Origin of the sequence: Flavobacterium sp. W21_SRS_FM3 (assembly GCF_052113625.1) — a bacterium.
Taxonomy (GTDB): Bacteria; Bacteroidota; Bacteroidia; order Flavobacteriales; family Flavobacteriaceae; genus Flavobacterium.
In genome coordinates this window covers 290,202-302,512 of sequence record NZ_JBGQOD010000001.1, presented here as the reverse complement: position 1 = coordinate 302,512, position 12,311 = coordinate 290,202, and the positions used below count along the sequence as shown (strand labels likewise).

Here is a 12,311-nt window from a genome sequence, read left to right as displayed (position 1 = left end):
AAAATTAAATAAACCCGCGATGATACCTAAAATCCGTATGATCTGCGTTCCATAAAACCAACTACCTATGCAAAAAATAAAAACCGCTTTACTTTCTTACGGAATGTCTGGTAAAGTATTCCATGCACCATTTCTGGCGTTCCATGAAGGATTTGAATTAATCGGTTCTTGGGAAAGAAGTAAAAAATTAATTCAGGAGGATTATCCTGAGGTAAAAAGTTATCCTACTCTGGAAGCTGTTCTAGAGGATGATGTTGATTTGATTGTTGTTAATACACCGGTAGGAACTCATTATGAGTATGCTAAAAAAGTTTTGCTAGCGGGCAAACATGCGATAGTCGAAAAAGCCTTTACTACAACTGTTGCCGAAGCACAGGAATTAGCCACATTAGCCAATGAAAAAGGAGTTAAACTAGCCGTTTTTCAAAACAGACGCTGGGACAGTGATTTAAAAACTGTACGACAAGTGTTACTCGATGGAAGCTTAGGCGAAATTGTGGAAGCCGAATTTCATTTTGATCGTTACAATCCTAATTTGAGTCCGAAGCAACACAAAGAAACAGCCAACTCTGGCGCCGGAATTCTAAAAGATTTAGGACCGCATCTAATTGACCAAGCGCTGTACTTATTTGGTGTGCCCACTGCAGTAAGCGCCACAATTAGAATCACAAGAGAAAATTCTCTAGTGGATGACTGGATTGATCTCCAATTAGTTTACCCAAAAATGAGCGTGCGATTAAAGGCCAGTTTTTTTATACGGGAAGCCATTCCTGCGTACCAGATTCATGGTAAAAAAGGTTCCTTTTTAAAAGCCCGTGGCGATGTTCAGGAAGATGATTTAAAACTTGGTAAAAAACCCAACTTAACTGATTGGGGAACAGAGGACATCGAGAAACAAGGCCTATTGCATACCGAAGTAAACGGCAAGATTGTTCATGGTAAAATCCCAACATTGCAGGGGAATTATTATAGTTTTTTTGATGGTGTTTATAATGCAATTGTTAATGATACTGTCGAACCTGTAACAGCCCAAGATGGTGTACATGTGATGCAAATAATTGAAGCTGCGATTCAAAGCAACGCTCAGAATAAAACAATCGATTTGTAATTTTTTCATCATAAATAGCAATTTTACCGCAGATGCGCAGATTTTATAAATTTATAGAATGAGTGAATCTGCGGTGTTTTTTTTATAAATCTGATTACAAGAGACTCTATTTTATAAACAATAACGTTGTAATTCATACCACACATTTTATTTAATGACTACGGCAGATTGCTTTTTGTATTTTTGTAGCTTAAACATATAAAGACCATCATTTTGATTGATTTACGATTTATAACTAAGTTTAAAGCCAGAGGGAAATACAAAAAGACCTACCAGAACGCCAAGATCTCTTATCTTAATAGAATTCGTTGGGCAGTATCGTCCTTTTATTTTGGTATGGGATTGTGTTTTGCTACTTGGGCTAGTCGTATTCCTGATATTAAAACAGCTTTAGATCTAGGCTCAGCTGAGTTAGGAACTATTTTATTTGCAGTGCCTTTAGGTCAATTGTTGATTATGCCTTTTTCAGGAAAATTAGTAACCCGTTTTGGTAGTCATCGCATCTTAATTTTTTCTACCATATTATATGTACTAAGTTTGACTAATTTAGGTCTAGCTACTAATCCTTGGCAGTTGTCTCTGGGATTATTTGTTTTTGGATTATTCAGCAATTTAACCAATATAGCCGTAAACACCCAAGGTGTTTATACCGAAGAGCTTTTCAAGAAAACCATTATGTCTTCCTTTCACGGGATGTGGAGCTTTGCTGGATTTACCGGAGCCTTAGTTGGTTTAGGAATGCTGACCTTACAACTTACGCCCTATGTTCACTTTTGGATTGTGGGTGTAATCGTCTTATTGATGATGGCATTTAATTACCAATTTTTGATAAAGGCCAAGGAAATCCCTAAAAACGAAAAGAAAAAATTGTTCACAAAACCAGATAGCGCGCTTATTTGGTTAGGCGTTATTGGATTTTGTTGCATGGCCAGCGAAGGAGTAATGTTTGACTGGAGTGGTGTGTATTTTAAAGATGTAATTCATGCACCCGGCCCCTTAGTAATCGTAGGTTATACCTCATTTATGATTATGATGGCAGGCGGGCGCTTCTTTGGAGACGGATTGATTCATAAATTTGGAAGAAAACGAGTGATGCAAATCAGTGGGGTATTAATTTCAGCAGGGTTATTCACTGCGGTAATTTTTCCGTACATCATTCCAGCTACTATCGCATTTATGTTTGTAGGAGTTGGTGTCTCTACCATTGTACCCACTTTATATAGTATTGCAGGGAAAAATGCTACAGTGCCTCCAGGAGAAGCTTTAACCATAGTATCTAGTGTAAGTTTTCTTGGGTTTCTTATGGGACCACCCGTGATTGGTTACATCGCTGAGCTTTCTAGTTTGCGTTTTTCGTTTGCCTTTATTGGTGTATTTGGCGTGCTGATCGCATTTATGGTCTCTAGAATAAAGGCTGTCAATTAATTTTGGATTCGTACTATCATTAACCAAAACGATTGTACTCCTACTCTATTTTTGAGATAGTAAAGAAAATTAAAGGACAGCATGACTGCTAAACTGAAGCCGCAATTACTGACTCCATAACGTTTACTACTTTTTGTGGTGCTATAGTACGCATGGCGTCTTGATATCCTTCGACCATTTTATTTCCGTAAACAGAGGTAGGTAAAAGTGGGTATTGCTCCCTATCTGCAGTCAAGGAATTCGATAAGGGTTGATTAAAAGGAATAAAGCCTGCATAAGGGTGCGTTGCTCCCCACAACGAAATAACGGGTACGCCCTGCATTGCTGCGATATGGCCATTTCCAGAATCCATCGATAGCATAACAGCTACATTACTAATCACATCTAATTCTTGTTGTAACTTCATTTTACCCGCAATAGAAACAACATTATCATTTCCCTCAGCCAAGGAATTTAAAATTTCGATTTCTTTTTTACCACCACCAAATAATAGTATTTTATAATTGGAATTTTGTGCCAGAGAATGAATGACCTCTCGCATTAAATCCAGCGGATAAACCTTAGCATCATACTGTGCAAAGGGCGCAATCGCAATTAGTTTTTGTGCATTCCCTCCTATAATATCTAAAATTTCAGGACTGAGTTTCGCTTTTTCAGTAAAAGAAGGCCCGGATAAATCCAAAGGGAAACCAAGCGTTGCAAAAACAGCAGCATGCCTTTCAAACATGCTAGGCAACGGTTCAAAAATCTTGTTTTCAGGACGTGTGAGTGCTTTTTTGGCTGCTCTACCTTTATCTACTGCAGCTATTTTTTTTCCGCTTAAAGCAAAAAGTGTACGAACAACTTTAGAACGTAACACATTATGTAGATCGGCAAAAGCATCGACGCCAACTGCGTTTACCTCTTGAAACAATTTTAGTAATCCTAAAAAGCCTTTGTGACGTTCTTTTTCATCGAAAGCAAAAAAAGAAACATTCTTAATTCCGTCAAAAAAAGGTTTGAAGAAAGGACGGGATATAACCGTGATTTGCACCTCTGGATACTGTTGTACAAAGGCACGTAAAACAGGAACCGTCATGGCGACATCTCCCATTGCGGAAAGTCTCATGACGGCTATATGCTTAATTTTATTTGACAATGGTATTGCCAATTATTTTTTCCCTTGGTACAATACTGGATTCAATTCATCATCATTGTACATTTTCATTTGTTTGTACACTTTCATGAATTTATCACCATTCTCAATATCCGTTAACAAATCATCAATCGCTGTTGACAAGTCAGTTCTTTGTTCTAATAAAATGTTTAGCTTAGCTTGGCATTTGTCCCTGTGGTCTTGAGAAGCTTCTTCACGAGTTGCTTCTTCATTCATATGGTGAATCTTTAATGCTAAAATAGACAATCTGTCAAATGCCCATGCAGGACTTTCTGAGTTGATCTTAGCATTGTCCTTTACTTTAACATCGCTGTATTTTTGTAAAAAATAACTATCAATATATTCCACCATGTCTGTACGTTCTTGATTAGAAGCATCAATTCTTCTTTTCAAAGTTAGTGCAGCTACTGGATCAATATTCGGGTCACGAATAATGTCTTCAAAATGCCATTGTACTGTATCAATCCAATTTTTTAAGTACAATAAATGCTCAAATTTTTCTTTAGGAAAAGGGTTGTTTATCGGTTGGTCCACATTATCAAACTGGTGGTAATCTTTGATACTTTGTTCAAATACGGAATAAGCTAATTTTGAAAACATATTTTTATATTTTTATAGATACAAAGATACTTTTTATACTTTTATAAAAAAATTACATAACACAAATCTATATTTTGGTCACTAAAAATCACTTCCGGAACGGATTTTAAACCAAATTTGTTAATAAACTCATCATGAAAATTCATAATTTATCTAGTAACAACAGCGTACTCAACCACTTTTTAGGTCAAATAAGAAATGTCAATGTCCACAATGACAGTATGCGTTTTAGAAGAAATATTGAGCGTATTGGTGAAATTATGGCGTATGAATTAAGTAAGGAACTACATTATAAAGAAGTGGAAATCCAAACTCCACTGGGTATCAAACATACCACTGAAATAAAAGACCAACTGGTGCTGTGCTCCATTTTACGGGCAGGATTACAATTGCATTTAGGTTTTTTAAATTACTTTGACGGTGCTGAAAATGGCTTTGTATCAGCATACAGACACCACCCAAATAACGACGATTATTTTGATATTTTAGTAGAATACCAAGCCATAGCTGATATCAACGATAAATATTTACTACTGCTTGACCCTATGCTAGCTACAGGTCAATCTATTGTTGCTGTTTATAACAAATTAATGGAAAGGGGAACTCCTAAAGAAATCCACATTGCCGTAGTCATTGCTGCACCTGAAGGAATTGAACATCTAGAAAAAAACTTACCTGATAACTGCCATTTATGGATTGCCTCCTTAGACGACAACTTAAATGAACATAGTTATATTGTTCCTGGCCTTGGGGATGCCGGAGATTTAGCTTACGGTATTAAATTATAACTGCGAGAAAAAAGCAAATAAACTACAGGCTACAAGTACAAACAATACCATTTCCTGTTTCAATTTTGGTTGCGGAATTTCGATGTGGCTCGTAGCCATCATTGCCAATGGTGCTACAGTAAAAAGGAGTAAATCATTACTTTTATTAGACGAAATCACGTAAACTAATACCCCAATAAAAAAGCTGGCAATAATTTTCTTGTAAGAAGCATGTAAAACTAAAGGCCTGCTTGATAAGGTAGAAACCATAGACACTACAAAAAACAAGACTACAGTGGCGTAAATGGATAAGGCGGCATTTTGATAATTATTAGTGAAATAATTTATTTGAAAGTTCACTTGCACACTCCTATCGATATACGAAGACACATCTATATTAAACAGTATGGCCGCCAAGACAAACACAATAAACACTGCAAAAAAGGCAATTATAGGTAAGATCCAGTTTCTATAATCTCTTGCCACGTGAAATGTAATCGAGATAAATACTAACACAAGGTATAAAATGCTCCAGAAATGGAATAAAGCTGCTACAAATATCCAAAGTGAAGCATCAAATATCTTTTCCTTAGAAGCCTTTAGTGACTGCAGTGACAGCAGCCTTCTAAGGGCTAATAAAATGAAAAAATTAGATAAAACCAGGTTTCCATCATTAAAAACAGATGGAAAAAACAGCAATAACAAAAAGTAGAAAAAAACCGTGTAACCACTGTCTTTACTCAGGCCATTCTTATTAGAAATAAAATTAGTGATGAAAACTGAGGCTAATAAAACCAATAATATTCCGGTTTTTTCTAAAATATAAAGTGACGCAGTGGACCAAGATTCGTCTTGAATCTGATAGATAAAAAAGAAACTCAGTATTAAAAATACTACTAAAGAGAAATTTAATGGTGTAGATTTTTTAAAAACACTTGTAATCATAAGGATATTTTATACTTTTGTGACTGTAAATATAATACTTGTTTAAAAAGGAAACCCCTCAAGTTCTAAAAGATTCTCACAAAAGAATTTTTGATTTTGAGAAAAATATAAAAACAAAATAATTTTAACGATATGAAATCATTTTTTGAAGGAATACAAAACTTATTTGTAAACATCTTATTTGCTCCTCTTGACTTTTTACGTTCATTAGAGCTTTCTTCATGGTTTGCAGCTAATTTAATCAACTGGATTTTCATGATTATTTGTGCAGTTGCTATGGTATACTGGATCAAACAATTAAGAATTTTTGACGAAGCAGGAACAGAAAATCAAGATACTACGGCACATTCTTTCTTAAAATAAACTTCCCTAACCCTAATGGTTTAGGATTAAGGAAGATTTCTTTATTTATAAAAGATCGTTACCAATATCTTTTCTAAAATTCATCTTATCAAAGTGTAGCTTGTCTATATTTTGATAAGATTTTTTTATGGCTTCTTGGAAGCTATCGCCGTAGGAAGTAATGGCCATTACTCTTCCTCCATTACTAACCACTGTATCATTTTCTAGTTTTGTTCCTGCATGAAAAACAATAGAATCTGTGATATTCGCTAAACCACTGATTACTTTACCTTTTTCAAAGTTTTCTGGGTAACCACCAGAAACCAGCATTACAGTTGTAGCGCTTCTTTCATCGATTTCTAAAGTAACCTCATCTAGTTTTTCATTGGCCACAGCCAAAAACAATTCGACTAAATCTGTTTTTAATCTCGGAATCACCACTTCAGTCTCAGGGTCTCCCATTCGTACATTGTATTCAATCACGATAGGCTCGTTATTGACATTAATTAAACCTATAAAAACAAATCCTTTATATGGAATACCATCTTTTTGAAAACCATCAATGGTTGGTTTAACGATGCGGCTTTCTATTTTTTCCATTAAAACAGCATCAACATAGGGAACTGGAGAAACGGCTCCCATTCCGCCGGTATTTAAACCTGTGTCGCCTTCACCAATGCGTTTGTAATCTTTAGCAGTAGGTAAAATTTTATAGCTTTTTCCATCAGTAAGAACAAAACAGCTCAATTCAATTCCGTCAAGGAATTCTTCAATAACTACTTTTGAACTAGCTGCACCAAATTTTTGATTTACCAGCATGTTGCGCAATTCTTCTTTGGCTTCAGCCAAATCATGAATAATCAAAACGCCCTTTCCTGCTGCCAGTCCGTCTGCTTTTAATACGTATGGCGGATTTAATTTTTCTAAAAAATCACAGCCTTTTTCAACTGTTTCAGCTGTAAAACTATCGTATGCCGCTGTAGGAATATGGTGTCTTACTAAAAACTCTTTGGCAAATTCTTTACTTCCTTCTAATTGTGCCCCTATTTTTGATGGTCCTATAACTGGAATCGCGTTTAAGGCTGCATCATTTTTAAAAAAGTCAAAAATCCCTTTTACTAATGGATCTTCTGGTCCTACCACAACCATCTCAATTTTCTCCTGAAGAACTAATGTTTTAATGGCGTCAAAATCTGTAGGGCTAATGTCAACATTTGTTGCAATAGCTGCAGTACCAGCATTTCCTGGTGCTACAAATAGTTTATCACAAAGCGGACTTTGAATCATCTTCCATGCAAATGCATGTTCTCTCCCGCCTGAACCCAGTAGTAAAATTGTCATGTGTTGTGTTGTTTAGTTGTTCTGCAAAAATAATTGCTTTTGAACGTAAATAATAATTAATTTTTAAAAAGTTATGGGTTGTTCTGAATTAGTGGAGTATTAACATTATTTTTGAGGAAATATATCCGTAAAATGCTTTCTCTTTTTGATTTATCGCTTCAACTCAATGGCTTTCCTATAAAAAAAGCTAAAAAAGTGCTAGCCAAAATTATGGCTATGCCTCCAGAAGAAAAAGAGCTTTACATTGCACAAAAGAAAAATGAAATTGTCCAATTTCATTTAGAAAACAATCCTTTTTATCAAAAATTAGTTGGAGCTCCTGCGTTTAAAAATTGGGAGGAATTGCCCATTTTAAATAAGAGTCATTTACAAATTCCGTTATCAGAAAGACTTTCAAAAGGCTATACGCTTAAAAACGTTTATGTTAACAAAACCTCTGGTTCCAGCGGCCATCCCTTTACTTTTGCCAAAGACAACTATAGCCACGCCTTAACATGGGCTTCTAATTTCATGCGTTTTGGGTGGTTTGCAATTGATTTGAATCAATCGTATCAAGCGCGTTTTTATGGAATCCCCAAAGATTTTATGGGTCAAAAAAAAGAACGGCTCAAAGACTTGTTGAGCAAGCGTTTTCGCTTTCCTGTTTTTGATTTATCAGATGCTGCGTTAGAAGATGTACTCAAAAAGTTTCAACAGCATAAGTTTGATTACATCAATGGCTATACGAGTTCAATCGTACTCTTTGCTAAGTTTTTACAACATAAAAATATCATTTTAAAAGACTGCTGCCCAAGTTTAAAAGTCTGCATGGTTACCTCAGAAATGCTTTTTGAAAAGGATAAAATCCTTTTGGAACAGCAATTAGGTATTCCTATTATTAATGAATACGGAGCATCAGAACTGGATTTAATTGCTTTTCAAAATTCTGACGGAGAATGGCAAGTAAATGCAGAAACTTTATATGTTGAAATCGTAGACGAAAATGGTGTGCTGTTACCTCACGGCAAAGAAGGCCGCATTGTCATTACCTCGCTCTACAACAAAGCACATCCTTTTATTCGATATGAAATAGGAGATATAGGAATCCTAGATGAAAAAAGCACTGTACACAAACCTATTCTAAAAAAGTTAATTGGTAGAACTAACGATGTGGTGTTGCTTCCAAGCGGTAAAAAGTCAGCGGGTTTAAGCTTTTATTATGTAACTAAAAGCATTATGGAAGATGATGGGAACGTTAAAGAATTTGTTATTAAACAAACTAAAATAGACAGGTTTGAGGTGTTTTATGTTAGTACCGCACCATTACTTTCGGATCAAATTAAAAAAATAGAACAAGCCGTGGCGCTCTATCTTGAACCTAATTTAGTTTTTCATTTCTTTAGAAAGGATAGCTTAGAAAGGAGCAGTCGCGGGAAATTAAAGCAGTTTACAAGCTTGCTTTGATTCTTTTTACATACCAAGGTTTAATCAACAATTGCGTAAATAAAAACAGCTTCATACAAGCTACAGCGATAGGAAAACTATAACCATGAAATTTCCTGTAAACCGTGAAGTTGTATTTAATTAAATCCAGTTTAGAAGTAGATAAGGAATCTTTTCTAACCCTATAATATGCCAAACTCTCAGGGACAGGACGGGCTGTTTTTATTTTTTGAAGCACGGTTAACCAATGCATCCAATCTTGCCGTTTCCGAATGGGAGAAATGGCAATTTTTCCAAAAAAATTCACATTATAGATACCCGTTAAATTACCCACATAATTACAGAAAAACAGTTGCAAGTAACTTAAATTTCTGGGCGCTTCTACTCTTCGGTTTAATGAATTTCCTTCTTCATCAATGCATTCATAAAATGAAAAAGTAAAAGGGAGCTGGTGTGTATGCATAAAATCCAGTTGCACTTGTAGTTTATTCTTTTTCCACAGATCATCAGCATCAAGAAAAGCGATAAATGCTCCTGTAGCCATTGCCAAAGCGGCATTTCTGGCCTTTCCGGTTCCACAGTTTCTACTTAATTGTTGCCATTTAACGCGATGATCTTTAGCCGCAATAGAGGTTAGTATAGATAAAGTAGTATCACTGGATGCATCATCCACCACGAGAAGTTCCCAATTTTGATAGCTTTGATTTTGGACAGATTGAATCGCTTCCGAAAGAAATTTTTCAGAATTGAAAGTGGGCATTATGATTGATACTAAGGCTGTTGTCATAATTAATAGGCTTTGTCCTCCCCTTTCCAGATATTGACCACCGTTTGGTAGATGATTTTTAAATCTAAAATAAAAGACCAGTTTTCAATGTAAAAAACATCTAACTTAATTCTATTGATCATATCTCTTTCTTGTTCAATTTCGCCTCTAAAACCACTGACCTGAGCTAATCCCGTAATTCCTGGTTTTACATAGTGGCGTTTCATGTATTTCTTTATTTTATTGCTGTAAATCTTATTTTGTGCCCACAAATGCGGACGGGGTCCTACAACAGACATATCTCCTAGTAATACATTGATAAATTGAGGTGTTTCGTCTATACTGGTCTTGCGCATCAACTTTCCAATTTTAGTAACTCTAGGGTCGTTTTTAAATGTCTCTGTCTCTGAATCCCTGTTTATTTTCATGGAACGGAACTTATAACAATTAAATTCGTTTTCATTTATGCCTGGTCGCCCTTGTTTAAAGAAAATAGGCCCTTTTGACTCTAGTCTAATTAAAATAGCCAATAAGGGTGCTAACCAAGATAAAATACCAACAATAACAATCAAAGAAAATACAATGTCAAAAAGGCGTTTGAGCACTTTGATCGTGGGCTCATTCAGCATGGTATCTTTTAATGATAATACTGGAAAAAAATCATAATAATCGATTTTGAGATTTTTAGAAAAGATCTCCTTAGTGTCAGGAATGAATTTTAATATTTTGTTGTTTTCATCGGCAAATTCAATCAGGTTCTTCAGTTTTTCATTAGATACTTCCTGTAATGAACAATACATTTCGTCTACCTCATTTTGGATAACAAAATCTTTAACTGCATCAATCTTAGCTGTAATTGCTGGGTTTTCTTTCTTATCCGAAAAAAAGCCTAGAAAATGATATCCGTAATCAATTTTAGTCTCAAAAAGTTCTTTTAACTGTTGCGCTTCTAACGAATAACCAATAATTATTGCAGTACGATAATTATTGCCAGACTGAATCCTGTATTTAATTAGATAATAATACTGTCCCCATTTAAAAAGACTGATTAAAAGGATGCAACTAATAAAATACAAAATCATGTGATTAACAGGAAATAGTATCTCTTGTGAAAACGGAAAAAAAGCCACAACCACTAAGAAAAAAAGCAATGTTTGCTTAAGAATTTTAGAAATGATTTCGATAGGCTTGGTAAACCGGTAAACCTCGTAAAAACCCAATAAAAAAGCAATGACAAGCCAGGCTACAGTTTGATAAACTAAAAAAACCGCAACGTTGATATGGGTGTCTCCAACCAAAACAAATCCTAGCACAGCAATAATCATCAAATCCATTAAAATACTAATGGGTCTAATGTACTTAGAATACCTGCCTGTTTGCATCTTGGCCATTATTACCGAATCAAATTACTTTATATAATCTGTAAAGTCCTTGTGTTCTTCCTTCGAAAGTTCCTCTTGGGACAGTGACTTGAAATAATCATAGGTGATCTTCATTCCTTCGGCGCGATTCACTTTGGCCTCCCAGCCTAATAATTCTTTTGCTTTGGTTGTATCCGGTTGTCTTTGTAAAGGATCATTCTCAGGTAATGGATGATAAACAATTTTCTGGTCTGTTCCCGTTAATTTTATGATTTCCTCAGCAAAATCTTTGATCGTGATTTCATCTGGATTACCAATGTTTACTGGATACACATAATCAGAATGTAATAATCTAAAAATACCTTCAACTTGATCATCAACATAACAAAAAGAACGGGTTTGCATACCGTCTCCAAAAATAGTTAAGTCCTCACCACGCAATGCTTGTCCTATAAAGGCAGGAATTACACGTCCGTCATTAAGGCGCATTCTAGGTCCGTAAGTATTAAATATTCTAACGATTCTGGTTTCCACACCATGAAAAGTATGGTATGCCATAGTAATTGATTCTTGGAAACGTTTGGCCTCATCATAAACCCCTCTAGGGCCTATAGTATTGACATTTCCATAGTATTCCTCTGTTTGTGGATGAACTAATGGATCGCCATATACCTCTGAAGTTGAAGCTATCAAAATTCTAGATTTCTTAACTCTGGCTAAGCCCAAAAGGTTATGTGTTCCAAGAGATCCTACTTTTAAAGTTTGAATAGGAATTTTTAAATAATCAATAGGACTTGCCGGAGAGGCAAAATGTAAAATATAATCTAACTGTCCCGGTACATGAACAAACTTGGTTATATCGTGATGATAAAACTCAAAATTTTCTAATTTAAATAAATGTTCAATGTTTTTTAAATCTCCTGTAATGAGATTATCCATTCCAATAACAAAATAGCCTTCTTTAATAAAACGATCGCATAAATGCGAACCTAAAAAACCTGCAGCACCAGTGATAAGTATCCTTTTCATAAATAAATTTTACTCCTGCAAGGTATAAAAAAACATTTAACAATAGCTA

Annotated in this window: 12 protein-coding genes; 5 read left to right on the top strand and 7 right to left on the bottom strand. The window is 35.2% G+C overall.

All coding sequences use genetic code 11. The annotated features are described in order from the left end of the window. Positions 1-67: 67 nt before the first annotated feature. Positions 68-1,108 (top strand): Gfo/Idh/MocA family oxidoreductase, encoded by a 1,041-nt coding sequence (locus ACEN2K_RS01355; RefSeq protein WP_441757512.1) that lies wholly within the window; start codon positions 68-70, stop codon positions 1,106-1,108. A gap of 213 nt (positions 1,109-1,321) precedes the next feature. Further along, positions 1,322-2,533, top strand: coding sequence for an MFS transporter (locus ACEN2K_RS01350; protein ID WP_441757511.1), 1,212 nt, complete (start codon positions 1,322-1,324; stop codon positions 2,531-2,533). An 88-nt stretch (positions 2,534-2,621) separates the two neighbouring features. Here ACEN2K_RS01350 and ACEN2K_RS01345 read toward each other — a convergent pair whose 3' ends face one another. Together ACEN2K_RS01345 and ACEN2K_RS01340 are read right to left on the bottom strand one after the other, a co-directional pair. Beyond that, a complete protein-coding gene (locus tag ACEN2K_RS01345) occupies positions 2,622-3,641 on the bottom strand; it encodes a glycosyltransferase family 9 protein (protein ID WP_441757510.1) in 1,020 nt (339 codons plus the stop codon). A gap of 42 nt (positions 3,642-3,683) precedes the next feature. After that, complete coding sequence (locus ACEN2K_RS01340; protein WP_441757509.1) at positions 3,684-4,289, bottom strand: DUF4254 domain-containing protein; 606 nt, start codon at positions 4,287-4,289, stop codon at positions 3,684-3,686. A 134-nt stretch (positions 4,290-4,423) separates the two neighbouring features. On the opposite strand from ACEN2K_RS01340, the gene upp reads away from it, so the two are divergent. Beyond that, the gene (gene upp, locus ACEN2K_RS01335; protein WP_441757508.1) at positions 4,424-5,077 is read left to right on the top strand and encodes a uracil phosphoribosyltransferase; all 654 of its coding nucleotides are present in this window, start codon (positions 4,424-4,426) and stop codon (positions 5,075-5,077) included. Here the strand turns inward: upp and ACEN2K_RS01330 are convergent. Next, a complete protein-coding gene (locus ACEN2K_RS01330; RefSeq protein WP_441757507.1) occupies positions 5,072-6,001 on the bottom strand; it encodes a DUF6427 family protein in 930 nt (309 codons plus the stop codon). The two genes, upp and ACEN2K_RS01330, sit on opposite strands and share 6 nt — an antisense overlap. Before the next feature lie 132 nt (positions 6,002-6,133). Here ACEN2K_RS01330 and ACEN2K_RS01325 point away from each other — a divergent pair, with 132 nt between their 5' ends. Continuing rightward, a complete protein-coding gene (locus ACEN2K_RS01325) occupies positions 6,134-6,364 on the top strand; it encodes a DUF6341 family protein (protein ID WP_441757506.1) in 231 nt (76 codons plus the stop codon). 45 nt (positions 6,365-6,409) lie between these two features. Here ACEN2K_RS01325 and purD read toward each other — a convergent pair whose 3' ends face one another. Then, positions 6,410-7,684: a phosphoribosylamine--glycine ligase gene (gene purD / locus ACEN2K_RS01320; protein ID WP_441757505.1), complete on the bottom strand. Its 1,275-nt coding sequence runs from the start codon at positions 7,682-7,684 to the stop codon at positions 6,410-6,412. Positions 7,685-7,816: 132 nt separating this feature from the next. On the opposite strand from purD, the gene ACEN2K_RS01315 reads away from it, so the two are divergent. Next, a complete protein-coding gene (locus ACEN2K_RS01315) occupies positions 7,817-9,127 on the top strand; it encodes a phenylacetate--CoA ligase family protein (protein ID WP_441757938.1) in 1,311 nt (436 codons plus the stop codon). On the opposite strand, the gene ACEN2K_RS01310 is transcribed toward ACEN2K_RS01315, so the two are convergent. Genes ACEN2K_RS01310 through ACEN2K_RS01300 form a run of 3 tightly spaced genes read right to left on the bottom strand, consistent with a single transcriptional unit; the run spans position 9,111 to position 12,262 of the window. Next, positions 9,111-9,893, bottom strand: a complete 783-nt coding sequence (locus ACEN2K_RS01310; RefSeq protein WP_441757504.1) for a glycosyltransferase family 2 protein — start codon at positions 9,891-9,893, stop codon at positions 9,111-9,113. The two genes, ACEN2K_RS01315 and ACEN2K_RS01310, sit on opposite strands and share 17 nt — an antisense overlap. Before the next feature lie 2 nt (positions 9,894-9,895). After that, the gene (locus tag ACEN2K_RS01305) at positions 9,896-11,263 is read right to left on the bottom strand and encodes an exopolysaccharide biosynthesis polyprenyl glycosylphosphotransferase (protein WP_441757503.1); all 1,368 of its coding nucleotides are present in this window, start codon (positions 11,261-11,263) and stop codon (positions 9,896-9,898) included. Between the two features lie 15 nt (positions 11,264-11,278). After that, positions 11,279-12,262, bottom strand: coding sequence for a UDP-glucuronic acid decarboxylase family protein (locus ACEN2K_RS01300; RefSeq protein WP_441757502.1), 984 nt, complete (start codon positions 12,260-12,262; stop codon positions 11,279-11,281). Positions 12,263-12,311 lie beyond the last annotated feature (49 nt).